At 45.3% G+C, this 25515-nt stretch carries 20 protein-coding genes; 5 read left to right on the top strand and 15 right to left on the bottom strand.

Features of this window, described 5'->3' with window-relative positions:
* Nucleotides 1–114: 114 nt before the first annotated feature.
* From IGI96_RS07895 to IGI96_RS07885, 3 genes are all read right to left on the bottom strand, one after another.
* Nucleotides 115–1344: an L-lactate MFS transporter gene (locus IGI96_RS07895; RefSeq protein ID WP_005226552.1), complete on the bottom strand. Its 1230-nt coding sequence runs from the start codon at nucleotides 1342–1344 to the stop codon at nucleotides 115–117.
* 90 nt (nucleotides 1345–1434) lie between these two features.
* The gene (locus tag IGI96_RS07890) at nucleotides 1435–3861 is read right to left on the bottom strand and encodes a flavocytochrome c (protein WP_086338876.1); all 2427 of its coding nucleotides are present in this window, start codon (nucleotides 3859–3861) and stop codon (nucleotides 1435–1437) included.
* Between the two features lie 18 nt (nucleotides 3862–3879).
* Nucleotides 3880–4485, bottom strand: a complete 606-nt coding sequence (locus IGI96_RS07885; protein WP_438784991.1) for an NADPH-dependent FMN reductase — start codon at nucleotides 4483–4485, stop codon at nucleotides 3880–3882.
* A gap of 263 nt (nucleotides 4486–4748) precedes the next feature.
* Here IGI96_RS07885 and IGI96_RS07880 point away from each other — a divergent pair, with 263 nt between their 5' ends.
* Nucleotides 4749–5663: a LysR family transcriptional regulator gene (locus IGI96_RS07880; RefSeq protein ID WP_086338874.1), complete on the top strand. Its 915-nt coding sequence runs from the start codon at nucleotides 4749–4751 to the stop codon at nucleotides 5661–5663.
* Between the two features lie 62 nt (nucleotides 5664–5725).
* On the opposite strand, the gene IGI96_RS07875 is transcribed toward IGI96_RS07880, so the two are convergent.
* From IGI96_RS07875 to IGI96_RS07865, 3 genes are all read right to left on the bottom strand, one after another.
* Nucleotides 5726–6667 (bottom strand): FAD:protein FMN transferase, encoded by a 942-nt coding sequence (locus IGI96_RS07875; RefSeq protein ID WP_086338873.1) that lies wholly within the window; start codon nucleotides 6665–6667, stop codon nucleotides 5726–5728.
* A 136-nt stretch (nucleotides 6668–6803) separates the two neighbouring features.
* Nucleotides 6804–8012 (bottom strand): NAD(P)/FAD-dependent oxidoreductase, encoded by a 1209-nt coding sequence (locus tag IGI96_RS07870; RefSeq protein WP_015508719.1) that lies wholly within the window; start codon nucleotides 8010–8012, stop codon nucleotides 6804–6806.
* Nucleotides 8013–8043: 31 nt separating this feature from the next.
* The gene (locus IGI96_RS07865) at nucleotides 8044–8946 is read right to left on the bottom strand and encodes a prenyltransferase (RefSeq protein ID WP_005226546.1); all 903 of its coding nucleotides are present in this window, start codon (nucleotides 8944–8946) and stop codon (nucleotides 8044–8046) included.
* 93 nt (nucleotides 8947–9039) lie between these two features.
* On the opposite strand from IGI96_RS07865, the gene IGI96_RS07860 reads away from it, so the two are divergent.
* Entirely contained in the window at nucleotides 9040–10020 is a 981-nt protein-coding gene (locus IGI96_RS07860; RefSeq protein ID WP_005226544.1) for a polyprenyl synthetase family protein, read from the top strand.
* Nucleotides 10021–10075: 55 nt separating this feature from the next.
* Here the strand turns inward: IGI96_RS07860 and cydC are convergent, their stop codons facing one another.
* From cydC to IGI96_RS07835, 5 genes are all read right to left on the bottom strand, one after another.
* Nucleotides 10076–11833, bottom strand: a complete 1758-nt coding sequence (gene cydC, locus IGI96_RS07855; protein ID WP_086338872.1) for a thiol reductant ABC exporter subunit CydC — start codon at nucleotides 11831–11833, stop codon at nucleotides 10076–10078.
* Complete coding sequence (gene cydD / locus IGI96_RS07850) at nucleotides 11826–13547, bottom strand: thiol reductant ABC exporter subunit CydD (protein WP_005226535.1); 1722 nt, start codon at nucleotides 13545–13547, stop codon at nucleotides 11826–11828. Before cydD ends, cydC begins: the two co-directional genes overlap by 8 nt.
* Complete coding sequence (cydB, locus tag IGI96_RS07845) at nucleotides 13544–14563, bottom strand: cytochrome d ubiquinol oxidase subunit II (RefSeq protein ID WP_005226530.1); 1020 nt, start codon at nucleotides 14561–14563, stop codon at nucleotides 13544–13546. Before cydB ends, cydD begins: the two co-directional genes overlap by 4 nt.
* Entirely contained in the window at nucleotides 14560–15990 is a 1431-nt protein-coding gene (locus tag IGI96_RS07840; RefSeq protein WP_005226527.1) for a cytochrome ubiquinol oxidase subunit I, read from the bottom strand. The genes cydB and IGI96_RS07840 overlap by 4 nt, the downstream gene beginning before the upstream one ends.
* Nucleotides 15991–16177: 187 nt before the next feature.
* Nucleotides 16178–17137: a helix-turn-helix domain-containing protein gene (locus tag IGI96_RS07835; RefSeq protein WP_015508714.1), complete on the bottom strand. Its 960-nt coding sequence runs from the start codon at nucleotides 17135–17137 to the stop codon at nucleotides 16178–16180.
* A gap of 95 nt (nucleotides 17138–17232) precedes the next feature.
* Here IGI96_RS07835 and IGI96_RS07830 point away from each other — a divergent pair, with 95 nt between their 5' ends.
* The 3 genes from IGI96_RS07830 to IGI96_RS07820 are packed head-to-tail and all read left to right on the top strand — an operon-like array spanning nucleotide 17233 to nucleotide 19340.
* Nucleotides 17233–18174 carry an ABC transporter ATP-binding protein gene (locus IGI96_RS07830; RefSeq protein ID WP_086338871.1) on the top strand — a complete coding sequence of 314 codons (942 nt, stop codon included), beginning with the start codon at nucleotides 17233–17235 and terminating at the stop codon, nucleotides 18172–18174.
* Complete coding sequence (locus tag IGI96_RS07825; RefSeq protein ID WP_086338870.1) at nucleotides 18171–18923, top strand: ABC transporter permease; 753 nt, start codon at nucleotides 18171–18173, stop codon at nucleotides 18921–18923. The genes IGI96_RS07830 and IGI96_RS07825 overlap by 4 nt, the downstream gene beginning before the upstream one ends.
* A gap of 60 nt (nucleotides 18924–18983) precedes the next feature.
* Entirely contained in the window at nucleotides 18984–19340 is a 357-nt protein-coding gene (locus tag IGI96_RS07820) for an MmcQ/YjbR family DNA-binding protein (protein WP_010748512.1), read from the top strand.
* 108 nt (nucleotides 19341–19448) lie between these two features.
* Here the strand turns inward: IGI96_RS07820 and IGI96_RS07815 are convergent, their stop codons facing one another.
* The 4 genes from IGI96_RS07815 to IGI96_RS07800 form a co-directional block, all read right to left on the bottom strand.
* On the bottom strand, nucleotides 19449–20891 hold the full coding sequence (locus IGI96_RS07815; RefSeq protein WP_005226517.1) for a glycoside hydrolase family 1 protein: 1443 nt from the start codon (nucleotides 20889–20891) through the stop codon (nucleotides 19449–19451).
* A gap of 381 nt (nucleotides 20892–21272) precedes the next feature.
* Nucleotides 21273–22580, bottom strand: a complete 1308-nt coding sequence (locus IGI96_RS07810) for a PTS sugar transporter subunit IIC (protein ID WP_010748511.1) — start codon at nucleotides 22578–22580, stop codon at nucleotides 21273–21275.
* 325 nt (nucleotides 22581–22905) lie between these two features.
* Nucleotides 22906–24219 (bottom strand): PTS sugar transporter subunit IIC, encoded by a 1314-nt coding sequence (locus tag IGI96_RS07805; RefSeq protein ID WP_086338869.1) that lies wholly within the window; start codon nucleotides 24217–24219, stop codon nucleotides 22906–22908.
* A 7-nt stretch (nucleotides 24220–24226) separates the two neighbouring features.
* Entirely contained in the window at nucleotides 24227–25507 is a 1281-nt protein-coding gene (locus IGI96_RS07800) for an apiosidase-like domain-containing protein (RefSeq protein ID WP_010748509.1), read from the bottom strand.
* Between the last annotated feature and the right edge of the window lie 8 nt (nucleotides 25508–25515).

The following is a 25515-nucleotide window of genomic DNA, read 5'->3' as shown; positions in this document are numbered from 1 at the left end:
AAACAGTTTTCTCTTTTGCTTCATCCGCCAATCCTCTGTTTTAAAAAAAGAAAAAAGAGTGGTTTTGGCACCAAAAAAGCAGCCTTTATCAAAAAGACTGCTTTGGGTGAATTGTTATTTAATAACAGGTGCAGGCTTTTTGGCTTTTTTCAGCATCGCATAGCCAATGTTGAGAACGAGCCCAAAAACCGCCAAGAAAATTGCCGTATAAAAGGCTTTTGTATAATCTCCTTGGTTGCTTTCAGCGATTGCTGCTGCCACTCTAGGCCCAAAGAATGCCGCCGTAGAATAACCAATAAAGACGATTCCATAGTTGACTCCTTGATTGATCGGTCCGTAATTTTCCATAACGATCGATGGGAAAACCCCCATCACGCCCCCGAAGCACAGTCCTAAACCGATGATCCCGACAGTGAAGATCACGGTTGTCTGACCAAGTGTCAATAGGAATAAGGACAATGCCACCACGCCATAGATGATCATCAACGTATTCGTCCGACCAATTTTATCAGAAACGGTGCCCCAAAGGACACGACCAAAACAGTTGCTCAATGAGTACAAGCTGACATAAAAGGCAGCGGCGGCTGCCGTCAAACCGAACATACTTTGCCCGATCACCGATGCGTTAGAAGCAATCATCAAACCTGAGAAAGCCCCTGCCCCTAACATAACGATAATCAAGTAGAAGGTTGGGGTCTTTAGCATGTCCAACCAATTCAGATTGATTTGTGGGCCATTTTTTCCTTGCGCCGCTGGTTGCCAACCTGCTGGGCGATAATCTTCTGGTGCCTTGCGAATAAACAGACTAGCCACTAAGACGATCACGATATAGGCGATCCCTAAAATCCGAAACGCTGCTAGTACATCTTGTGATTCGATCAAACGATTTGCAATCGGTGCGGCAATAATCGCTGCCCCACCCATACCTGCTGTGATCAAGCCCGACGCCAGTCCCCGTTTATCTGGGAATAGCCGAATCGTATTGCTTAAACAAGCCGAATAGGCAAAGCCTTGCCCTAAACCAGCAAAGACTCCATAGGTCAGGTACAGCATGGCGGGTGAGTTGACCAATCCCGTCAGGAAGAAGCCCGCTCCGAACAACACGCCTCCACCAGCGATGACCCATCTAGCGGCTCCTCGGTCTGTCAGCAAACCACCCAAAATCATGGTAATCGGGCCAACTGCGGCATTGATGGTAAAGGCTAACATGATCTCTTCCATGGACCAGCCTTTTAATTGACTAAGAGGTCCTGCAAAAACACTAAAGGCGTAAACAGCGCCCGTACACAGCAATACCGCGGTCGAAGCGATCAGAATCAGCCAACGATTGATTTTTGTTTCCATTTTTTCTCTCCTTTGCTTTAAGCATGTTACTTTATTCACATGTTTTTTCAAAAGCTAGCGCGCGTGACGAGACACAACGCGCAAGGCTTTTTATTCGAGATGTTCTGCGACTGCTGTCTTTCCAGCAATTCGGCCAAAAGTAAAGATATCTGTCAACGAGTTGCCGCCTAAGCGATTGCCAGCATGGATCCCCCCAGCAACTTCCCCCGCTGCATACAGCCCTTCAATGATTTGATCTTCCTTCGTCAACACATGGGTTTGCGGATCGATCTTCAATCCCCCCATCGTGTGGTGAACCGCTGGTTTTCTTGGTGTGGCATAGAAAGGTGCTTTTTCCACTTTCAAGTCGAAGACATCTTTGCCAAACTCTGGGTCCTTCCCAGCATCCACATAGCTGTTGTATTTCGCAACGGTCGCCTCTAAGACGGCTGGATCAACATTGATCTGCTCTGCCAGGCCAGCTAAGGTCTCACTGCGGAACAGCGTACCAGCAGCTACTTGCTTATCGATTTTTTCTTGGCTCGTGTTATAAGCGGTTTTCTTGATCTCTTCATCCGCGATCAAATAGAACAATCCGCCATTATCGATCGCCGCTTGGGTCAATACATCGCGGCTTTCGTATTCATTGACAAAGCGTTCACCCTTTTGATTGACCATCACAAAGTTAGCAGGTGGCACTTGCAGGCCACTGAACAAAGCCCCTGTGTTTGGATCAGATACGGGCATCATTTGCGAAAAGCCCATGCCAACAAGGTCCGCGCCAGCACTTTCCCCTAGTTTGATCCCGTCACCAGTGATCGCTGGGGAATTTGACGTTTTGATATCGTCTTCGATCTCTGTCCAATAGGTATTGTATTGTTTCAACATTTTCGTATTCGCTCCGAACCCACCAGAAGCTAAAATCACTGCTTTGGCATGGATCGTGACTTTTTGACCGTTACGGCCTTCCCCGATGATTCCAGTAACCTTGCCATCTTCGATCAATAATTCTTTGACAGGCGTATCGGTTAAGATCGTTCCCCCATGTTCTTTCACGAATTGATGCAAAGCAGAGACAAAGGCATACCCTTCGTTTTTGACTGGTTTATGTCCTCGGCGCCATTTCGCTCCTACTGGCATATCGACATTGTTCATATCAAATTCTACGCCGATTTCTTCTAGCCATTTCACTGAGTCCAATGCTTGATCCGTCAAGATCTTCACTAGCTCGTATTTCCCATAGATCGGTTGACCATTCAAATCTTTGCGTTTTCCGCCTAAATAGGTTTGAATTCGATGCCACAAAGCAGAATCAAACAAGTATTCTTTTTCTGGCGTCGTTTCTGAAAGATACGCAGTGATTTGTGCCTTCAAAGCTTTGAAGTCTGGTAAGTATTCTGCATCGATCTCTTGCTCATCGATCGTCAGCACTTCTTCTAAAGCACTGCGTTCGCCAGGCAATGCGGAAAAGCCGTTTTGCCATTTTGGATCCGCGGCATTCATCGGTCCGCCAGTACGTACAGTATTGCCACCGATCGCTGGGAATTTTTCTACTAAGATCACATCTTTATTGGCTTGCAGCACACTGGCAGCCGCACTCAGACCCGCGCCGCCGCCACCTACTACAACGACATCGGTGGTATACGTTTCATCTTCTGTTTGCAAAGCACTGGCGGCTTTTGGACGTTTGCGCAAGACATCTGGGTTCGCACCAGCCATTTTCACGGCTTTTGCTACGCCATCAACGACACCGTTACTAGTAACCGAAGCACCAGAGATCGCATCGACATTTAAGGTTTGCCCTTCAATGATCTCTTGAGGAATCCGTACGAAAACGACATCAGCGATCCCTTCGGATTCACCAGAAGTATCGATATCGATAGCTTCGATCCGTTCTTCACTCAATTTGACGACCATTGGTAGATCCCCGTTATGTCCTGGTGCTGTGACGGTGTATTCGCCAGGCTCATAAACGACTTCTTCTGGTACGTTCAACAAATTAGCGACTTCCGTAAACCGAACAAACTTGCGGAAACAGCTTTCCAAAAAATCGACCGTTCGTTGATCTTTTAAATTGCCTTGTTCATCAAAGGCTTGATGCGCACGTCCCAACAAGAACTCATTTCCTGGCATGACTGTCGCATTGACACCCGGTGCATCAAGGATTTGGCGCAAATGAAGCTGTGCTCGCGAAGAGCCTTGTACATCGTAGGATGCACCGACGATCATCACTGGTTTGCCATCAAAGGGATGGAGATTGAAGGAGAGCCATTCCAAGACGCTTTTCAATGCGGAAGGAATCGAATGGTTATGCTCTGGTGTCGCAATGATCACCCCATCGGCTGCTAAAATCTTGCTATTTAACCGTTGGATCACTTCACTATTGGTTTGATCTTGTGTTTCATTGAACATTGGAACATCCTTGATTTCCAGTAGTTCAATTTCTGCTAGGGCAGCAAATTCTCGCTGCATAAACGCCACTAATTGGCGATTGGTGGATTTTTTGGCGTTCGTTCCGATTAGGCCGACAAATTTCATGACTGGTTCCTCTCTTTCTTATGCTTGTTCCCACGAAAATTTCTTTGCTCGTTCTTTAGCCGTTGAATATTCACTGACCAGACGGTTCGTGATTTCGACAAACAAGACAAATTCATTGAAACAATCTTCTAGTTCGGCAACTTTTTCGCTATCGAGCAAGTTTCCTTGTTCATCGAAGGCTTGCATGGAGTGCCCTAATAAAAATTCCGCACTCGGCATGATTCGAGCTTTTACTTCTGGTGCATCTAAGATCTGACGCAAATGGGCTTGGGCTCTCGATGAACCTAATGCACCAAGAGAAGCACCCGTGATCATCACTGGTTTATCGATCAAAGGCCGCGTCGTATAAGAAAGCCATTCAATCATGCTTTTTAGCACCGCTGGGATCGAGTGATCGTATTCTGGTGTACTGATGATCACCCCATCTGCTGCTTCGATATTCTCTGACAAGGCTTGAACTGCCGCTGGTGCCGTCCGATCTTCTGGTTCATTAAATGCTGGCAGATCACTGATTTCGCAAAGTTCGATCTCCGCTTGGTCACTAAAATGGCTTTGAATAAATTGCAGTAAGCGACGGTTGGTCGAACGCGTCGAGTTGGTTCCTACGATTCCAATCAATTTCATTATCATCTCTCCTAATTGTGAATAATTTAACATTTAACAATAAATAAAAAGTTTTTGACCATTGGCTTTGATTTCTTTTTTCAATCGTTTCTCAAGTTGGTTTTTAAGACCTACTGAGATGAAAGGCTTCTTCCTAAACAAAAAAATCTTCCCCAAGTACCCATTTAGTGTACGACTGAATTCTTTATTTGTGAAATATTTATTTAACTATCTATCAATAACAAATTTGTTATAATGAAAAAAATGACTAGGAGGACCACGCAATGGCACTTAAAGATTCCCATCTGATGCTGCAATACCTCGATACCTTGTTAAAGCATAGCAACTATACCAAAGCCGCCAAAGACCTCTACATCTCACAGCCTTACTTGACACAAACCGTGAAACGTGCCGAACAAGAGCTAGGGACCCCCATCATCAATCGGCAGCCGGGTCATTTCCAACTGACGGAAGCTGGTAAAATCTATTATCAATATCTGGAAACCTTGGAAACAGAGTCTGCCAAATTGAAAAGTCGGCTGTCTTGGTATACCGCGACCGAGAAGCGTTCTTTGCGCTTAGGCATCTTGCCCAGCCTTGGTTCCTATCTGCTGCCACTCTTTTTGCCTGCATATTATGAACACTATCCCAGCGTGCACTTTTTCTTACGGGAAGACCTGCCGAAGCACAATGAAAAACGACTGTTGAATGGGCAGCTGGACTTTTTTATCGGACAAAATCCTGAGACGATCGCACCGAATCTAACAGTCCACAGTACCAATCAAGAACGGTATCTAGCGATCATTCCGCCTTGTTCTCCCCTGTATCAACCAGAGAAGCGGTATTTAGCACCTGATTCATTGGCAGTCAAAGACTTGCTGCAAAGTCCGTTGATTTTGACTGCCAGCGGCTCGGCGATTCGGCGTCAAATCGATCAATTGCTGCAAAAATACAAAGTAGAGGCGACCGTTCTCATAGAAAGCAGCAATATTTATACAGCAGCAGCATTGGCAGAAAACAACCTCGGGATTGCGATCGTACCCGAAAGCGTGCTGCAAGCAGCGACTGCGACCCCTTTTAATCTTTATCCGATGCCAGAGGAACTCTTGTCCCTCACCTATTTTATTGCCCATCAAGCCGAACGGGCATTGTCAAACAGCGAAGCCGACTTGATCGAGACCTTTTTGCAACACGTCTAGCTTTCTTTTTACAAAAAAACAAGCAGCCACCACCTATATTCCTAGGTGATCGCTGCTTGTTTTCATTCTGCTGTTGGCGTTTCGATCAAACGGGCTAATTCTTGCGGATAGATCAACTCTCCATGTTTGGTAATGACTAACCCAGTGATTCCTTCTAACGGCGCCAGCTCCTGCAAGATGGCTTGTGGCTCTTTGCCGAACAAGCGGGTCGTCCAAATCTCTCCATCAACCGATTGGTCGGAGAGAATCGTGACACTGGCAATGGCTGACTCTAACGGATAGCCCGTATCTCGATCAAAAATATGATGATAGGTCTTGCCCGCTACCTGATAGGTTCGTTCATAGATCCCTGATGTAACGACTGATTGATTACGAACCTTCAACGCTGCGACAAAATTCCCTCTTGGTAGGAAAGGGTTTTGGATCCCGATCCGCCAATAGCCATCTTGATGGCTCGGGGCATCGCCGTAAGTCACCACATTGCCTCCAAGATCGATCAAAGCGGCTGTGACACCAACCTGTTTGAAATAGGTCATCAACAAATCAGCAAAATATCCTTTTGCCACAGCCCCTAGATCAAGCTTCATGCCAGCAGCTAACCCGACGGTCTGCAGCGTTTCATCCAAAATGATCTTGGCAGGATCAGTCTTTGGCAGCAGCTCCGCGATTTTCTCAGGCGTTGGTAGATGAGCATCTTGGAACCCGATCCGCCATTCCTGCACCAAAGGACCGATGGCAATATTTAAGTAGCTATCTTTGGGTACGCTATGGGCTTTCCCTAGTGCGATCAATTCAAACAATTCCTGTGTGGCAGCGATCGCTCCTTGTCCTGCCTGCTGATTGATCTGCATCAACTCAGACGTCGGGTCATTGGCACTAAAACGCTGTTCAAAGGCCGCAGCTCTTTGGGCTGCTTCCTCTAAGATCACTTCTGGGGTTTCATGCTGCACCCAAATCGTGATCACCGTTCCCATTCCCTGTAACACTCGTTGGCCTTCTGGCATTGTCCTTGCTCCTTTGTTCTGTTCTTTTGGCTATCATAGCAGTTTCTGGGAGAAAAAAGTAGTCTGGGGGATACCACTGCTGCTTTTTTTGAAAAAAAACTGCGAGGTCACCCTCGCAGTCTGCTGTTTCTATTGCTCAATGATAAAAGTCGAAGCGGCCTTTCGCCAATACTTCTTTGACCCCACCGGTTTGGTACAAGGAACGATCCATAATGGCTTTTTTCACCACGGAAGCGGGATAGCCTTTGATGCCCATTTTCCCTACTAAGCCAAAGGCATGGGTATTGCCGATCGATGCCACTGAACCTAATGATTCAAAGTGGAAATCTGCTGGTTTTTCCCCGTTCATTTGACGTAAGATGTTTTTACCCGCATGCTGCCCCATCTTCAAAGCGATTTGAGCCGTTGTTGGATACGGGCGATTGGTCGCTGGGTCCATGACTGCTGAAACATCACCGACAACATAGACGTTACTATGATCAGGGTCTGTTAGGTCTTGATTGACCATCACGCGACCACGACGAGCAGAAAAGTCTGATTCAGCCATCACATGGCTGCCGCTGACGCCTGTGGTCCAAACGATGGTTTTGGCTGATAATTCTGCTGTTGCTCCTGTATCGGCATCATTTTGATAGACAACGACACCTGGTTTGATTGCTTTGATGGGTTTACCAGTCAGGAAGTTTACGCCCCATTTAACGAGATTTTTGATCCCGTAATCCGATAGTTTTTCATCAAACATCGGTAATAAACGAGTCACTGCTTCGACACAGTACAGTTTGATGTCTTCTGGTTTGACACCTGCTGCTTTCGCGAAGGTTTTACGGTTTTCCACCAATGAACCTAGCAATTCGATTCCAGTGAAACCAGCACCGCAGACAACGATTTTTAGGTAGTCAGGATTTTGTGTTTCTTTGTATGCCTTCATTTGTTTCAACAAATGATGATAGATGTTTTCTGCGGAGTCGACATCCACCATTTCCAACGCATGCTCCTCGACACCAGGGATCCCAAATGATTCTGATTCAAAGCCTAATGCCACGATCAAATAATCATACGTGCACGTGGATTGATCTTTAAAAACGATCACTTGCTGGTTACGATCGATCGACGCCACTTCCTTTTGAACAAAGCTCGTCTTTTGGGGACGAACGACATCATTGATGGGATAGCAAATGCGGTCTCTTGGTTGCGTACCGGCCGCAACTTCATGAAGATCGGTTGCCTCATAATGATAATCGTTTTTGTCGATCAATGTGATGTGAAACGCTTCTTTTGCTCCTTGCAGTACGTGCAATGCTCGCAATCCAGCATACCCTGCTCCTAAAATGACAACTTCCTTCATGTTTCCTTACTTCCTTTCTTTGCTGTAAAAATTATAAAATCAAACCAATCGCAAAACTCAGCACTTGTACGCATGCTCCGACCGCAAGGATCCGAACGGCACAAATGAAGGTCTCTCTTTTGATTTGTTTTTGCATAAATCGTTTTGTCTGTTGCCAGACAAAGGGCGCCGCGAAAAAGGTCAGAACCAGTGACCAAGGCGCAATGTTGAGGGCAACTGAGGCAATGATCGCAACAAACGCCAAGACGTTCATCGTGATAAATAATTTCAACGCACGGGCTTTACCAAGGTAATGCACCAGCGTATAGCGCTCATTTTTTTCATCCTCTTCCAGATCACAAATGTTGTTTGCCAGCATCAAGTTGGCGATCCATAATGTGTTGGGTAATGAGATCAAGAAAATACTGCCAATCGTGGCAATGTTCCATTCAAAGGTTTGATAGGCATTAAGGTAGACACAGATCAATGAGATCATAAAGCCCATCGTAAAGCCAGAAAAGAACTCGCCTAAAGGCAAACTAGAAAGCGGCCGTGGACCAGAGGAATAAAAGATCCCGACTAGGTAACAATACAGTCCCATCCAAAAGAGCGGCCAACCAACCACCATTGCCAAGGCGATTCCCATGGCGGCGGAAACGATGATCATGGAGACCATCAACCAAAAAACCAATTTGACAGACAACTGTTCCCGACCAATGATATTGGTCTTTTCTTTGTAATCATGCCCTTCTGTGGCATGATGGTAATCGTTGTAGTTATCTAAAATATCCACCGCCATATTGAAGATCAGCATGGCAATGAAATACAATAGGACATAGCCAAGATGAATCGTTTGATAATTGTACCAGCTGTAGCAGACACCAATGAAAAATGGCAAAATACTGGCGGTTTTTGCTTTAAATTCGACAAGTTCTAAAAATACAGGTAGCGTCACAACTTCACCTCCTTTAGTGAGTGCATTAAACTAGTCAATCACGCCCCTTTACGCTAGAATAAGGGCTGAATGACTGTTAGAAAGGGTTATACTATGTTTGACTTTTGGATCGATTATCCGACGATCGAACAACGATTGAAAACCGTATGTTCCATCATTGAAGAACACGTTACTGTTCGTAACAAAGAGATACAAGATGTTTTGATCGACTTTACTTATTCAGGTGGAAAAATGCTGCGGCCAGCGCTCTTTTTTTTGTTTGCTGACTTAGGCGATCCCCATTATAAAAAAACCGACCAATTAACAAAAATTGCTGCTTCTCTAGAAATTTTACACATGGCCACTTTGATCCACGACGACATCATTGACGATTCGCCGCTGCGGCGCAGTCAAGTCACTGTTCAAGCCAAATACGGCAAGGATATCGCGGTCTACACGGGTGATCTTTTGTTCACCCAATTTTTTGAGCTTTTGATCGAAAGTATGAATGGCTCCCCGTTTTTAAAAACCAACGCACAAGCCATGAAACGACTCCTTTTAGGTGAACTTGATCAAATGCACACTCGCTACAACATCCATGAATCGATTGACGACTATCTGCAAAGCATCAACGGCAAAACCGCTGAACTGTTTTGGCTCGCTTGTCTCGAAGGCGCTCATTTTGGCGGCCTCGACACAGAAAACCAAGAGCGGGCGGGTGAGATCGGTCGCAACATCGGGATCGCCTTTCAAGTATTCGACGATATTCTCGACTACACCTCTGATAGCGGCACTTTGAAAAAACCGATTCTAGAAGATTTGGCACAAGGAGTCTATACCTTACCGCTGCTATTTGCCAAAGAACAGGCACCTGCAGCATTCGCTCCTTATTTGAATAAAAAAGCAGCACTCTCCTTGGCAGAAGCCCAAGAAGTTGCGGATCTTGTCGTCCGTTACGGCGGTGTTGAAAAAGCGCGCGCTTTCGCGGTCACCTACACGCAAAAAGCCTTAGACGACATCGATCTGCTGCCCGAAGCACCTAGCAAAGCCAAAATTCGTTCATTAACTGAACTGCTCTTGCAGCGCAATTACTGAGCCATAGAGCAATGAGAAGAAAAGCGTCCATCACTGATTGATGGACGCTCTTTTTTTATCGTCGTCCTTGGTCAATGGCCAATAAGTGTTGAAAATGTTTGTTTTCTGCTGCCAATTCGGCAGGTGTTCCGCTCATGGTCAACTGACCATCTTCAATAAAGAGCACACGGTCCATCATCGAAATTCCTTGCAAGTGGTGGGTGATCCAAATGATCGTTTTGTTCTCCAGCACTTGGAAAAAGGTTTCGAGCACGCCTTGCTCCGTGATCGGGTCTAAGCCGACGGTTGGCTCATCCAATAAGATGATCGGAGTATCTTTTAGCAAGATCCGCGCCAATGCCAAACGATGGCGTTCTCCACCAGAAAAACGCAAGCCGGCTTCATCCACCATCGTCGCCAAGCCGTTAGGCAAAGCTGCCACCATTTCTTTCAACCCGACTTGCTCCAGTACGCGCCAGACTTCTTCTTCCGAAGCCGACTCATTGCCTAGCCGAATATTATTCAAGACGGTCGTATGGAAAAGATAGGGACTTTGATTGATGACACCGATCAAGTCACTGATCGACTCACTCAATACCGTCACAGGCACGTCGTTTAAGGTGATCGACCCTTGCGTCGGTTGCAGATCGCCTCGCAACAAGGAGGCAAATGTACTTTTCCCAGAACCGCTGCGACCAAGGATCGCTAGTTTTTGATGCGCAGGAATCGTTAGATCCAACCCATGAAGCACTTCTTTGCCTTCAGGATACTGAAAATGCAAGTCCTTGACTGTGATCGACACGAGGCCCGTCACTTCAGGTACTGACGGTTGCTCCATGGAGACTTGGCGATTTTCTTCTGGCAATGCATTGAAGCGATCGATGGAGTCTTTGTAGCGATTGGTTTCTTGAGCAGCAGACGGTAATGGCGCAAATGCATCAACTAAAGGAAAGACACACAGGACAAAGGCAGCGATCCAGTTGGCTGCTCCTCCGTGGTTACCTGGAAAGCGAATGCTGGTCCAAAGCAGCAATGCGACAGCGATCACTCCAAAGATGCTTTGTAAAAGAAAATCACGCCGGCGATCAAAGGACAGCATCTGTTCATCCACCGCCCGCAACTGCGTTTCCAGTTCCTTATGGGCAGCCACGTACTCGCTGCCTCTTTGAGAGAAGACCCAATCAGAAACCCCTAATACATTATCCGTCAGTGTCGTATACAAGTTGTTTTTCATGTGTTTTTGCTTTTCTTGCCGCGCGCCGTTGATGATCACCGACCAAAGCGGCAAGACAAAGACGATGATCCCTAATAGCAGCAGCATCACCAAAGCAAACCACCAAGAAAAATAGCCGAGTCCAATGATCAAGAACGCATACAAGATCCAAGCGATCACGGTAGGAAAGATCGTCCGCAAATACAGGTTTTGAATATGGTTGATATCTTCTGCCAATAAGCCCAAGATATCCCCTGTGCGATGCGCTTGCTTAAAGAAGATCGCATCTTTTTCTACTACGTTGTACAGTTTCAATCGTAAATTAGAGGTCATGCGCAAGACCCAGCTATGACTGGTCAACCGTTCCAAATAGCGAAAGACTGGACGGCCGATCCCAAACGCTCGGGTCAGTACGATGGGGATGTAAACCAATAGAATGTTTTCTGGGATCGATGCCGAGCGGCTGATCAGGTACCCAGAATTAAACATCAGTGCCCCACCACAGAAAAAGGTCAAGAAGCCTAGGAATAAGGCCAGCGCCAAAACGTTTTTGTATTTTGACAAGAAAGGCTTGACCCACGTATCAGTTTTCAATGAGCGCAATAAGCCGATTTTATTCAAGCTGTTCCCTCCTCATTCCATTGACTAGTTCTGTAAAAGCACCTTGCTTTTGCTGCAGTTGTGCCAAGGTTCCTTGTTCCACGATTCTTCCTTGATCCATCACGATGATTTCATCCATTTCTTCCATCCAGTGCAAGCGATGGGTTGCAAAAAAGACTAAACGGTTTTCCATCAGCGGTAGCATCCGTTCCTTTAAAGCAACTTCGGTTTCAATATCCAAATGAGCCGTTGGTTCATCAAACAAAAGAATCTTTCGTTGCTGGTCTAAAAAGGCACGGGCTAGAGCGATCCGTTGGGCTTGTCCGCCACTTAGATGCCGTTCCCCTTCTCCTAACATCGTGTCCAACCCTTGCGGCAGCTCCGCCAAAAGCTCAGTCAAGCCTGCCACTTCAATGGCTTTCAGTACGGCTTCTTTGGTAGCTGTCGGCTGATAAAACGCGACATTTTCCTGCAAGGTCAACCGATAGATATAAGGATTTTGCGGAATATAGATCAGCTGTTCTTGCCAGCTTGCTTGGCGAAAGGCCGTGGTCTTCGCCCCTCCGAGAGTGATCTCGCCACTGTCTGGCACGAGAAAGCCACTCAAGGTATTGATCAAGGTAGACTTGCCAGAACCGCTCAAACCGATGATCCCGATCTTTTTGAAGCCAGTCACGTTCAAGTTGATATCCGTCAAAGCCGCTTTTTCCTCGTAGGAAAACGCCAGCTGATCGATCGTTAACTGGGCGTCTTCCTGCCAACGAGGCACCGTTACTGCCGGTACTTGGGCTTCGGGCTGATGCAAGATCTCCGTCACCGCAGTCATCGCATTTTTCCCGTCTAAGGTTGCATGGTAATCACTGGAAAAGTCGCGGATCGGCAAGAAGTATTCTGGTGCTAAAATCAAGATGGTTAACGCTGGAAACAGCAAGATTCCTTCATTGATCAGCCGCAAGCCTAGCAAGACTGCCACGACGGCAATCGATAAGGTCGTGAAAAAGTCTAAGGCGAAGGTCGATAAAATACCGACTTTTAATGAAGCCATCGTCGCTTTCCGAAACCGTTCGCTGGAAGCAAAGATACTCTTGCCATATTTTTTACTGACCCCAAACAATTTCAGGGTGTCGATCCCTCGCAGGGAGTCGATGAAATGATTGGACAGTAATTGAAACGTTCGGTATTGTTTTTCCGCTTTGCTTTGCGCGGCATAGCCCAAGATGATCATAAAAATGATGATCAAGGGGAACACCAACAGCAAGACCAAGCCCGACTCCCAATCCAGATAAAAAACGAGTGCCAAAATGACCCAAGGAATGATCGACATATTCATGATTTTGGCAAGAATCAATTTCAAGTAGTTTTCGACTTGGTTGATCCCTTCCAAGACCATCGTTGTTACATTCCCCGTCCCTTGCTGTTGTGCGATCTGAGGACCGACCCGAAACAATTTCTCCAACAATTGATCCCGCAGATCGGCGGCTTGCTGGTAACTGTAATCATCAAGTCTTTTGGAACGGAAATAGATAACGGCTTGTCGGGCGATAAACGAACAAAAGAACAGCAGAATCCAGCCCCACTGTTCCTCTAATGGTCGTCCTTCCCATAAGCCAGTGATGGCACGTGCCAATCCATACGCCTGCCCAATAATGAAGAGCGCCTGCAGGAACGAAAGTCCCGCAAGCAGCCCTAAAAGTTGTTTCATTCCTGGGAGCTTCATGATTTGTTTATCAATCATTTATACCCCTCCAACGCCTCCGTATGACTGATCCGTTTACGGAAGATATAGTAACTCCAAGCCGTATAGGCCAAGACGAAAGGCAAGATCGTCAGTGAAAGATAACTCATGATCTTCAATGTGTAGCGGCTTGAAGACGCATCAGCGATCAACAGGTCATAGCTTGAATCGATCGAACTAATCAAGACTCTTGGGAATAACCCTGTGAAGATCAATGCCACCAAAGCGATCAACGTCAAGCCGCTCGCAATGAAAGCCATCATTTCTTTGCCTTTAAAGACGCCGATATTTGCAATCAGTGTCAGTACAACGATCACGAGCAACAAACCAAGCGTTGTCGCAAAATGATTTTCGAAGAAATCCGTTTGGAAGTAAAGCATCACAGCAAAGACGACTAAGCCTGCATATAAGATGCCATAAAAAATACTTGCATAGTTGCGTGCCCGTGCCCGAATCGGACCTTCCGTTTTCAAAGCGATATAGTTTAATCCGTGCAAGTAGCACAACAAGGTCAACGCGATCCCGCCAACGATTGAAAAGGGATTGACGTAATCCGTAAAGGTTGCCGTCATGTTGCCATCTTCACCCAAAGGCATTCCTTGGATCATGCTGACAAACATCAGACCGAAGAAAAACGGTACGATCGTACTGCCGATCGTCAACGTCCAGTTCCAAATGTTTTTGTGTTCTTTCGGGAAGTTTGCTCGAAACTCAAAGGAAACACCGCGAATGATCAACCCGACTAAGATCAATAACAAAATCAAATAAAAACCGCTGAACAAAGAAGCATACCAGTATGGAAACGAGGCGAACATCGCTCCGCCAGCGGTCAATAGCCACACTTCATTGCCATCCCAGACAGGCCCGATCGTTTTAACGATCTGGTCTTTTTCCTCTTCATTGTGGGCCAATGTCTGCACAGACATCCCCACACCAAAGTCAAACCCTTCTAAGAAGAAGAAGCCAGAAAATAAAAGCCCAATCAACGTGAACCATAGTAATTGCAGACCGGTCATCCTTCAAACGCCTCCTTATCAAATGGGTCTTCGTACCCTTCTTGGTTGTCTCCTTGGCTGATTTCGCCGAAGGCTTCTTTTTCAGGTCCATGATCCATTTCCCGTTTCACCAGATAGACCATCGTTCCGCCTAAGCCAGAGAACAAGAGGAAGTAAACGATGTTTGAGATCAAGAGTGAGGTCACGGAAACGTTTGGTGACACACTATCTTCGATCGTAAACAAGCCGTAAACCGTCCATGGGTAACGTCCTAACTCCGTGATCAGCCAACCAGCTGTATTGGCAATAAATGGGGTGAACAAAGTGATCGCCACTACCCAAAGCAGCCAGCGTTTTTCAAAGAGCCATGGTTTCTTCTTACGCGTAAAATACAACCCAAGACCAGAAACCAACAACATCAACGCACCAAAACCAGCCATGATCCGGAAGCTCCAAAAGAGTGTGTTGACCGGCGGGTAGTAATTACGGTCGCCGTAGGTTTCAATCAATTGCTGATTGACCGTATCCATCCCATCGATGGAGCCGAAGGGTTCATTGAAGGCTAAGATACTCAACATATAGGGAATCGAAATACCGAAGACTTGGTGATGTTCCGCTTCATTCGCCCAAGCAACGACAGTCCAAGCCGCAGGACTCCCGGTATCTTCATAAGTTCCTTCCATTGCGGCAAATTTCATTGGTTGTTCTTCAACCAAGTATTTCATTTGTTCATCCCCGGCTAGCAAGACGGTGAATGAACCGAACAATGCCACCGCAAAACCGATCCGCATTGATTTTTTGAAGAAGTCGCGGTCAATGTCTTTGTCTTTCTTCAACAGACGAAAGGCTGATAAACCAGCAACAATGATCCCACCCATCGTGATGGCAGCGGTGATCACGTGTAAAAACTCATACCACACCTGTGGATTTGCCAATAATGCACCGAAGTCAGTCATTTCTGCCCGGCCATTGTTCAAGGTATACCCCACTGGATGCTGCATAAAACTATTGGCAGCTAAGATCCAAAACGCCGATAGCATCGAACCTAGCGTCACCAACCAGAAAAAGGTGGCGTGCAGCTTGGGACTGACCCGATCCCATGTAAAGATCCACAGTCCTAAGAACGTCGATTCTAAGAAGAACGCCAACAAAGCTTCTAAAGCCAAGGGCGCACCAAAAATATCCCCGACAAAACGAGAATAGTCTGACCAGTTCATCCCAAATTGAAATTCTTGAATGATCCCTGTCACGACCCCGACAGCAAAACTCAATAGAAAAATATTTCCCCAAAACTTCGTCATCCGGCGATATTTTTCATCTTTTTTGATCACATAAAGTGTCTCCATAATTGCAACGACGACACCAGTTCCGATCGAAAACGGTACAAAGAAAAAGTGAAAAATCGTCGTCATCGCAAACTGGATTCGCGCTAGTGTCACAATATCCATCCTACATCCTCCTATTTCATAAAAAGTACATTAAAATAATTCTAAATAAAGAAAAATTCCAACTTCGAATATACTCCTCTAATCAGTAAAAAAGAAGCAAATTGCTTGCATTTACTGATTTTTAATCACTTCCTCTCCGATTCTTAAACATAAGGCGCTTTCATCAGCGGAATACAGCTTATTCTAGCTAGTCCCAGCCAAAACGGGTTCCTTCAGAAAGCAATGGATCACTCAATAAAATCCCTGGAAACTCTTCTTTCAATACAGATGTGCTTAATAATTGATACATAGCAAACGTGTTCTTCATGCCTAATCTTTCCAGCTGATCTAACGTTTGCTGCATCAAGTCCGCCGCTTGTGCCTTATTTTGTTTTAATAGACATGTCCAGCCTTCAAAAAATGGCATAAAGATCGCTTGTTCAATGTGCTCTTTTTCATAAACATGATCTCGCCATAAATGAAAGGTCTTTTCCGCATAATTCGCCTCGTCGAAAACAGCAAAGACAGAAAATACCGTCTCAAACGTGTTGTACAAAATATCTTCATTGCCAGGAATTTTTGCAAAGCGCTGACTCTTTTTGATGGCGATCGTCAAGCAGCGCCAAAGCAAAGCTGGCTCCATCGAAATTGCTACGCGGGCAAACAGCCGCAGCTCATAAACACCCCATGTATCGGTATTCAGCAAGTAATGCTTGGCAGAGTCCAAACAGTAATTGTGTTTCAGGTAAGCCTCCTCGATGGGCACCCCTTTAAAAAGCTCCTCTTTCATCAAGTAGTCAAAACGGATCAGTTGTAAGAAGTGGTCCAGCTCCAAGGAGTAATGCTGTTGAAAGTACGTGGTCAGCTTTTGATATTTCTTTTTTAATTTAGGTACTTCATCAATGGATTCGATCCCCATCGAACGGACATAGTCAACCATTAGCTTTTGAGCCTCCGAATGATGCTCCCCCGTATGCAGCAGCTGAAACTCGGCAAAACTCACTTCCAATTTATCTAGCAAGCGATGAAATCGTTCGCAGGAAATCGTCGTTTTGCCATTTTCAAATTGCGATAGCAAAGACATCGACAATTGTTCATCCACTAATTCCTTCAACAGCAAGCCTTTGCTTTTGCGAAGCTCTTTCACTGTCGCACCATAATTGTTCATTTTTTCACCTTCTTTTTCAATATATTGAAATAAGTAGTTGCTTTTCCCGAAGAGCCTTTATAGTTGAATTATCTTATAGAAACGAGGGAAAAGCTATGGATACCCATATAAAAAAGAAAATGCTTCACGTGAAACATTTAAAAAAAAGCTTCAAAGACAAAACCGTTTTGAAAGAGGTCACTTTTGACGTCACTCCTGGCGAAGTATTTGTCTTACTAGGATCAAACGGCGCTGGAAAAACCACTTTAGTCAAAATTTTGTCCACTATCCTACCTTTTGACCAAGGAACCGCGCTGATCGATGGGATCGACTTGACCAAAGATCCAGCAGCGATTCGCGAAAAAATCAGTCTGACAGGGCAATTTTCCGCCGTCGATCAAGAACTGACCGGACGAGAAAACTTGCTGATGATTGCTGCCTTGCGCCATGTCAAAAACAAACAGTTTATCGTCCAACATTTGTTAGAGCGTTTTGATTTGGTGGATGCCAGCAACCGACTAGTCAAAAATTATTCTGGTGGCATGCGACGACGCTTAGACATCGCCATGAGTTTTATCGGCGAACCTGACCTGCTCTTTTTGGATGAACCAACGACCGGGTTAGACCCGCAAAACCGCTTAGCCACATGGCACATGATCAAAGAGATCGCCGCTCAAGGACGAACGATTTTCCTGACGACCCAATACCTCGAAGAAGCTGAATTTTTAGCAGACCAAGTCGCCATCTTGCATGAAGGGAAAATCATCTTGCAAGGAACACCAACGGAAGTCAAAGCACTGCACCCTTCACAAACGATGGAAATCAGCGTATTGACGAAAGAACACTTACAGACCGTGCGTCAGCATCTGTCTGATTTTCCGCTGCAAGTCAATGAGTCCAGTCTCTCTCTGGCATTTCCCGTCAGTCAAGACTTCCAGCATTCCTTCACGCTGTTGCAGGAACTCAATCAACTACCGATCACTATCACCAGTTTTAATCAAAAGAATGCTTCGTTAGAAGATATTTTTCTAACACTTGTCCAAGGAGGAAACCAATGAAAGCAATTATAGAAACCAACACCTTATTCAAACGCAATCTCTTGCTATCGATTCGCAGTATGGAGACTTTGCTAAGTGGGATTTTGACCCCAGCGATTTTAATGATCCTCTTCGTCTATGTTTTTGGGGGAGCCATGAACGTCGGCGATACCTCTTATGTCGATTTTGTCGTTCCTGGTGTTCTCGTCCAATGTATCGCCCAAAGCGCCTCCTCCGTTGGGGTAACGGTGACGGAAGATTTGAAATCCGGCATGGTGGAACGGCTGATGACCTTGAACATCTCTAACTCAGCCTTTTTAAACGGCCATGTCTTCGCCGCGACCCTTCGGAGCTTGATCAGCACCTTGGTCGTGTTGATCGTCGCCATGATCATCGGTTTTCGCCCCCAAGCCACAGTTACAGGCTGGGGACTCGCCTTCCTATTGATCTTTTGCTTCACCTTCGCCTTTACTTGGGTCTCCGTTCTGGTTGGTCTCATCGCCAAAAGCCCCGAGACAGCGACCTTGTTTACTGTCTTGATCACCCTTTTGCCCTACTTAAGCTCTGGTTTCGTCCCTACGGAAACCATGCCGCGTCCGTTAGCCATTTTTGCTGAATACCAACCAATGTCGCCGATCATCCATTCTTTGCGCGGGCTTTTGTTAAACTTGAAAGATACCACCTTGATCAGTGCCTTTAGCTGGTGCGGCGGTATCGTAGTGGTGAGCTGGTTCTTGGCACGAATGCTTTATCAGAAACGGTTACGCTAGGTAAAAGGAATCAGTGGTATAATATAAGTAGTTTTCTATTATAAAAAGGCAGGGATACCCATGGATCTTAAAAACCGGCTGATCGCCTTCGCTCAGACCTTCAATGATGTTCAGATCGACCATCCATTTGCAAAGTTTCCCGAGTACCAAGTCTTGCGGCACCGTAAAAGCGGTAAATGGTTTGGCTTGCTGATGACTGTAGAAAAGCAAAAATTAGGCTTGGAAGGAACGGAAATGATCGAAATTTTAGATGTCAAAGCAGCGCCCGAAATGGTTTCGATCATCAATCAAAGTCGCGGCTATTTACCCGCTTATCACATGAATAAAAACCATTGGCTCACCGCATTACTAGATGGCTCTGTATCAGAAAAACAACTCCAATCTTTGTTACGAGACAGCTATGAACGTACCCGTTAAACCCAAATATCACCAAAAAACCGATCAACGATGCGCCTATATAGGAGCACCGTTGATCGGTTTTCTTTTATAACGGATCCTGTGTCATCCGTGAGTCTAACGAAACACTTAGGCCAACTCTTCTCCGTTTGTTGCAATGACTTGTTTGTACCAATCGAAGGATTTTTTCTTGGAACGATCCATCGTGCCGTTGCCTTCGTCATCAAAGTCAACATAGATAAAGCCATAGCGTTTGCTCATTTCGCCTGTTGAAGCACTGACAAGGTCGATACAGCCCCATGGGGTGTAACCGATCAAGTCTACGCCATCAGCGATCGCTTCGCCCATTGCTTCAATGTGGCGGCGCAAGTAATCGATACGATAATCATCTTCGATCTTTCCTTCTTCGTTAAAGGTATCAATGGCTCCTAAGCCGTTTTCCACGATAAACAACGGTTTTTGGTAACGATCATACAGTTCATTCAACGCGATGCGAAGCCCTTCTGGGTCGATTTGCCAGCCCCATTCACTTGCTTCTAAGAATGGATTGCGGACGCCGCCCAACAAGTTTCCTTGCACTTCATCGGCTTCTTCTGTGGTGATATCCACGGCAGAAGACATGTAGTAGCTGAAGCCAACATAGTCAACAGTATGTTCAGCGATCAAGGCTAAGTCTTCTTCGGTAATCTCAAGATCCTCTTTATTGACGCCATGTTCTTTGTACAAACGATCCGTAAAGGATGGGTATTTTCCACGTACTTGCACGTCGGCACAGTAGTAGTTGAAGGCTTGATTATGGATCATCGTCGCCACTTGGTTGACTGGGTTCGCATCAATGCTGTAAGTCGTTGCATAAATGATCATACAACCGATCTGTAACTCTGGGTTTAATTCATGGCCGATTTTGACTGCTTTACTGCTGGCAACAAATTGGTTGTGCCACGCTTGGATCACGTTTGTAAAGTCGCTGGCACCCGTGCTGTTGACCATTCCTTGACTCAATGCGGAGAAATGGAAAGCAGAGTTGATCTCATTGAAGGTCATCCAGTATTTGACTTTGCTGTGGAACCGTTCCAAGACGACTTTTGCAAAACGTTCATAGAAATCGATCAATGCTCGATTTTTCCAGCCACCGTATTCTTTGGCTAAATGCAAGGGCATTTCATAGTGAGAGATCGTAACCACTGGCTCGATCCCGTATTTCAAACATTCATCGATCAGCGCATCGTAAAATGCCAGTCCAGCTTCGTTTGGTGTCGTTTCATCGCCTTTTGGAAAGATACGTGTCCATGCGATGGAAAAACGATAGCTCTTGAAGCCCATTTCTGCAAACAACGCAATGTCTTCTTTGAAACGGTCATAATGGTCGATCCCGCGATGATTTGGGTAGGTGTATTTGTCCTCATCGATCGTCCAATCAAACGTATCACTGCCTAAAATCGCTAAACGCTGTTTGCCGCCAGGCATTGCATCCGCCACTGACAAGCCTTTGCCATCGCGATCAAACGCCCCTTCTAATTGATTCGCTGCGGTCGCGCCGCCCCATAAGAAATTTTCTGGAAATTTTGCCATTTGCTCGTTCTCCTTTTGTTTTCTTTTGATAAACCTACCTAGCTGGTTACTGAAAAATCTCCGATAAAAAACAAAAAACCTAAATAAGAGCCGCTGCTAAAACGAGAAGAGCGCTTTCTTATTTAGGTCTTGCCTGATCGAGTCAGTAACAATCCACGTGGGTTTTCTTTCTTTAACTATAGCACTAACTCATTGGCTTGTCACCATAAAATCGGTTTCTTTTAACCAGCGATCTTTTGAAAAAAGGGGAAATTTAACCAGTAAACCCTGTCAAATTAGCTTCTTTTAAAGAGTTTTTTATGAGTAGCCATTAAACAATTTCCTAACAATTACTGTTGACCCTTTCTATACGTTTAAGCAACTCCCTTTGATCTTCAACCATCAAGAAATCACTCGATCCATGCTTTGTTCTGCTGCTTTTTCTTGCGTTTCTTGCGCCAATTCTTGTTCGGCATTTTTCTTATCCAAAATGCGGACAAATGGGTAATAGATCAAGGCACACAAAGGAATCATCAGTAATTGAGCCGCCGCAAGTTTCCAACTTCCTTGTAAAACTCCCGAAAGAACAACTGGAGCTCCAAAAGGCACTTGCATCCCGATAGGAATCGGTAAAATATTCGTGATGGTTAAGATATAGCCTAAAATAACACACACAACTGGGCTTAAAATGTAGGGGATCGCCAGAATCGGGTTCATCACGATAGGCAATCCGAAAATTAGTGGCTCATGAATCCCAAAAACTGCCCCTGGCGCTCCTAATTTACCAATCGTTTTAAATTGTTTGCTTTTTGATAAAAACAACAGGACAACAATTAAACCAAGCATCGCTGAAAAGTTGGCATAGATGCTCCAAAATGCACCAGTTACTATATTGGGCATAGGTTCTCCCGCTTCATAAGCAGCTAAATTTTCTAGACTAAGTACCGTCATTATTGGCTGAATAATACCAAAAACGACTGCTGCGCCATGAATGCCAAACACCCAAAGTAGTTGCATCAGCAATAATGCAATACAAAGAGACCAGATCGAACCTCCTAGACTTTGCAGTGGAATTTGTAGAATCGTGTATACAAATTGATGGAAACTACCGAATTCCGTCATCTTCCACAAACCGGCTGTTATCGTAAATAAGACTGCTACTAACACTGCTGGAACCAGTCCCGAAAATGTTTTGGCAATCGTTGGTGGTACCCCCTCCGGCATCGTGATAACCAAGTTTTTATCGACAAAAAACACATACAAACGGGCAGTTAAGACACCCACGATCATCGCCGCAAACAACCCTCTAGCCCCCAGCCAGTCAAAGGTCAAGGCATTGATCACAAGCTCTCCATCTTCAAAAACACTGATTGGTGTTAAGACTAAAAAGGAAAACAAGGAAACAAACCCAGGGATCAAGCCTTCTTTTCCATATAAGCCTGCCAATTTGTAAGCGATGGAAAAAGCGGCATAAATAGCCAATGCATTTGTCGTAAATTGAGCCGGTAAGGCGATAATATCGCGAAACGGGGCAATCATTGATTGATAAACCCCGATTTGCATGGAAGACAACAGTGTACTGAATGCGCCGATGATCATGATTGGCAGTAGGGTCATCAATCCAATTGAGATTGCTTGCATATACTTATTTTGCTGAATCTTACTTGCGTAGTACTGGCCTTTTTCGGTGAACTTCTCTGCGAAAGTCATATAATACACTCCTTTTTGATCTGTGTCCGAGAAACAAAACGTCTTGATAGCAATTGTGGGGGAGCAGCTGGTCTTTTTTTAAAAAGACCCATACTGAGTAAAATCAAAAATTAAAAAATCTATTTGTGTCACATTTGCATTGGGATCATCGGCGTTTCCCCGAACCATTCGATTACTAAGTAGATCAATCAGAGCCTATCTGCTTTCGGGAATGGCCGATCATTGACTGGATTCACCGTCTTAAGAAATCAAGTGTGCAAAAATTCACCTTGTCCCTTGTTGAAGAAGAACAAGGTCCTGCCTTTTACGCATTGTTCCCCTGAAGTCAGACGGTTTCTCCAGCTGGATCGATACTTTCAGTTTGAACCTCTGCTTGCGCTGCTTCTGCTTCTGTTTTTAATTTTCCTTTATCTAATATTTTGACAAAAGGAATGTACAGCAAGCAGCCTGCCAAAACGCAAACGACTTGTAGAACTGCGACCTGCCAGCCTCCAGCTAGAAACCCATTTAGAAAAATCGGTGTGCCAAAGGGAACTTGTACGCCACTAAGTCGTGGGACGATCCCACTCCAGATCGCTAGGTACGCCACAAGCACTTGAACCAATGGTGTTAATATGAACGGAATCGCCATGATTGGATTCAAAATCAGCGGTAAGCCAAAAATCACCGGCTCATTAATGGTGAACAATCCAGGAACGGCACTCAGGTTAGCGACTGTCCGTGATTGTTTTGATTTCGCCAACAGCAAAATAACGATAATCAATGACAATGTTCCCCCAGCCCCACCAATACCAGCAAACAAATCATAAAACGACTTGCTCAAAATATTCGGCAACTCGGAACGAGCAACGCCGCTAGCCAAAGCATCCATATTTTCCACATCCATTGGTAAGTACAAAGCGGTGACAAAGCTACCCACCACCAACGAACCATGGATACCGAAGAACCATAGCACCATTTGGATCAGTACAATAAATAACAACGAACCTACACTAGAAGACAAGCTTTGCAGCGGCATTGCCAAGATTTGATAGATGAAATCTGAGAATGAGCCATAAGAAGTAAAACTGAATGCCCAGCTAATGACGATCGCGGTAAACCCAGAAATAATTGCTGGAATCAAACCGGCGAAGGTATCCGTCACAAATTGCGGCACGCCTGCTGGCATTTTGATGGCGATATTTTTTTCTAAAATAAAGCAGTACAAACGAGCAAAGACTAAGCCACAGATCATAGCGGTAAACAAGCCTTGAGCACCGAGTTTGCTCATGTCGAGGGTCGTTGTTTCCTCTAAGGTAACCATTGGCGTCATCATCAAAAAGGCAAACAGTGAAACGATGCCGGCAGGAACCGCCGATTGCTTAAATTCTGTCGCTAAACGGTGACCGACCAGAAAGGAAGCGTACACTGAGATAACCCCGACGGTCATACTGTAACCGACGGAAAAATAGCCGCCAATATTGATCGAATTGATAAAGTCTGTCCATCCTTGAATCGGCAAAACTGCTAACAATAAGGCGATCGAACCAATAATGTTGATCGGCAGCGTCGCCATCAACCCGTTTGAAATTGCCTTTAAATACCGATTGTTGGAGATTTTATCTGCAAATACTAACACCTTATCCATATACTTATCCATTTTCTTTTCACTCCTTTATTTGGATGACAAACAATACATCTTCATGACAATTGTGGGGATGGAAAACAGTGATACCATCGGTAACTGTCAGTTTTGGTTTCAAGAAACGATTGGTATTCAAATCGATCAATGTGACGGTCGCTGTAGAAAGATCTCCTTGCAGACGAACTGTTGTATTGCTTGGCAAGTAAAGCAACGCATCCTTCGATCCTGCGATGGCTGCCATACGAATCTGTTCATCTGCATCGATCAAGCGCTCTTGGCAAGGCACAAGCTCCTGAATATTTAATAATTCGAATAATTGCTTGATAAAGCCATAGTCATCTGCCCCAGGAAAAGATAAAGCTTCTGGCCAAATCATCGGACGATCAAACGCTTCCCCGATTTCTTCCGCAAAAGTCGCCGTCGGGGTTTGCCAACTCCAGATGCCGTGGGCACCGTACGTGATCCCAGCCGCGCCGCCGGCTAACAGTGATTGCCATGCCGCTTTGCGGACATCCTTTTGACCAAATCGGCCGTATACGTGACGGGCATAGCCCATTTGTTCATAGCAAGGTTCTGAGTTGATGATCGGCAGCTGCGGTTGTCTTTGATAAAAACGCTCTGCCAAATAATAAGGCATATTCAAAAAGGCACTGTTATGACCTGATTGGTATAAAAATAAGTCCAAATGTTCGACGATCGTTGCGGGAATCTCTTCAAAACGTCCCTTTATATGAATCGTTTTCAGAGTATTGGGCGAATGCTTTTCAAAGAAAGCAAAGGCTTCTAGATACGTATCGATGGTTGGCTGTGTTGGGAAATCCGTATCGCCACCAATAAAGTAGATCGGATGGAAGGCATCAAAAGTCGCAATCACTTTTTGATAGTAGGCCTGGCGGCAATCCTCCGGCAACACGTTGCGTTCTTTGTCCAACTGGCTAGCCCACGTGCCTGCGACATAGTTTGACCACAAGACGACCAACGCTAAAGTAAAGCCTTTCTCGTCGGCAATTTTACAAAGACGCTGAGCCCGTTCGAAATAGGCATCCTCCCAAACAGTAAAATCAAAGACGCCCGCATCAAGAGGAAACGGCAAGCAGTCAAATTGACCACGGCTGCGATCCCATTGCGGTAACACATTGATTTGAAGGGTATTGAAGCCCTGCTCTTTGCGTTTGTCTAAGTAAGTGATCCAGTCATTTTCTTGAATACTAGTAAAGGCACTCCAACAAGTGTCAGCTAAATAAAAGAAATGCTGTCCGTCTCGCAATAAGGTGCGTTTGTTTTGGCTTACGGTGATTTTCACAGTGGTGC

The sequence above is a fragment of the Enterococcus sp. DIV0421 genome, from assembly GCF_051713745.1.
GTDB lineage: Bacteria > Bacillota > Bacilli > Lactobacillales > Enterococcaceae > Enterococcus_D > Enterococcus_D casseliflavus.
Note: the sequence above shows the minus strand (reverse complement) of the source record. Positions and strands in the feature narration are given on the sequence as shown.

What these genes read in the sequence shown, in the direction of transcription:
- IGI96_RS07895 (WP_005226552.1), bottom strand. Translation starts at nt 1,344, where the DNA reads ATGGAAACAAAAATCAATCGTTGGCTGATTCTGATCGCTTCGACCGCG.
- IGI96_RS07890 (WP_086338876.1), bottom strand. Translation starts at nt 3,861, where the DNA reads ATGAAATTTGTCGGCCTAATCGGAACGAACGCCAAAAAATCCACCAAT.
- IGI96_RS07885 (WP_438784991.1), bottom strand. Translation starts at nt 4,485, where the DNA reads ATGAAATTGATTGGAATCGTAGGAACCAACTCGACGCGTTCGACCAAC.
- IGI96_RS07880 (WP_086338874.1), top strand. Translation starts at nt 4,749, where the DNA reads ATGGCACTTAAAGATTCCCATCTGATGCTGCAATACCTCGATACCTTG.
- IGI96_RS07875 (WP_086338873.1), bottom strand. Translation starts at nt 6,667, where the DNA reads ATGCCAGAAGGCCAACGAGTGTTACAGGGAATGGGAACGGTGATCACG.
- IGI96_RS07870 (WP_015508719.1), bottom strand. Translation starts at nt 8,012, where the DNA reads ATGAAGGAAGTTGTCATTTTAGGAGCAGGGTATGCTGGATTGCGAGCA.
- IGI96_RS07860 (WP_005226544.1), top strand. Translation starts at nt 9,040, where the DNA reads ATGTTTGACTTTTGGATCGATTATCCGACGATCGAACAACGATTGAAA.
- cydD (WP_005226535.1), bottom strand. Translation starts at nt 13,547, where the DNA reads ATGATTGATAAACAAATCATGAAGCTCCCAGGAATGAAACAACTTTTA.
- cydB (WP_005226530.1), bottom strand. Translation starts at nt 14,563, where the DNA reads ATGACCGGTCTGCAATTACTATGGTTCACGTTGATTGGGCTTTTATTT.
- IGI96_RS07840 (WP_005226527.1), bottom strand. Translation starts at nt 15,990, where the DNA reads ATGGATATTGTGACACTAGCGCGAATCCAGTTTGCGATGACGACGATT.
- IGI96_RS07835 (WP_015508714.1), bottom strand. Translation starts at nt 17,137, where the DNA reads ATGAACAATTATGGTGCGACAGTGAAAGAGCTTCGCAAAAGCAAAGGC.
- IGI96_RS07830 (WP_086338871.1), top strand. Translation starts at nt 17,233, where the DNA reads ATGGATACCCATATAAAAAAGAAAATGCTTCACGTGAAACATTTAAAA.
- IGI96_RS07825 (WP_086338870.1), top strand. Translation starts at nt 18,171, where the DNA reads ATGAAAGCAATTATAGAAACCAACACCTTATTCAAACGCAATCTCTTG.
- IGI96_RS07820 (WP_010748512.1), top strand. Translation starts at nt 18,984, where the DNA reads ATGGATCTTAAAAACCGGCTGATCGCCTTCGCTCAGACCTTCAATGAT.
- IGI96_RS07815 (WP_005226517.1), bottom strand. Translation starts at nt 20,891, where the DNA reads ATGGCAAAATTTCCAGAAAATTTCTTATGGGGCGGCGCGACCGCAGCG.
- IGI96_RS07810 (WP_010748511.1), bottom strand. Translation starts at nt 22,580, where the DNA reads ATGACTTTCGCAGAGAAGTTCACCGAAAAAGGCCAGTACTACGCAAGT.
- IGI96_RS07805 (WP_086338869.1), bottom strand. Translation starts at nt 24,219, where the DNA reads ATGGATAAGTATATGGATAAGGTGTTAGTATTTGCAGATAAAATCTCC.